This is a genomic window from Parachitinimonas caeni (assembly GCF_030129945.1).
Taxonomy (GTDB): Bacteria; Pseudomonadota; Gammaproteobacteria; order Burkholderiales; family Chitinimonadaceae; genus Parachitinimonas; species Parachitinimonas caeni.
The window spans coordinates 1-297 of sequence record NZ_JARRAF010000246.1 but is presented as its reverse complement, the minus strand read 5'-3'; the positions used below and the strand labels follow the sequence as shown (position 1 = coordinate 297).

Annotated in this window: 1 protein-coding gene; it reads left to right on the top strand. The window is 63.6% G+C overall.

From position 1 onward, the window contains the following. Positions 1-297, top strand: a 297-nt coding sequence (locus tag PZA18_RS24530; RefSeq protein WP_284103500.1) for a hypothetical protein, incomplete at both ends; no start/stop codon positions are given.

The following is a 297-nucleotide window of genomic DNA, read 5'->3' as shown; positions in this document are numbered from 1 at the left end:
ACTTCCACCTGCCCGAGTCGGTGAGCGGCAACCAGATCTACGAACTGGAAGTGGGCGGCCAGCTCTGGTATGGCCAGCTCCACATCCACTACGAAAACGGGCAGCCCCGCATCCAGCTGACCCCGCCCGGCGATTCGCAACTGGTCCGCATCAGCGGCCCGGTCAGCGCCGCCACCGCCCGGGTCAAACTGGAGATCGGCCAGCCGGACGACAACTACCCGAAAACGCTGAACCTGGAGCCGACCCGCAATGCAGACGGCAACTACACGCTCGACAAGATTCTCAACCTGCGCAAGT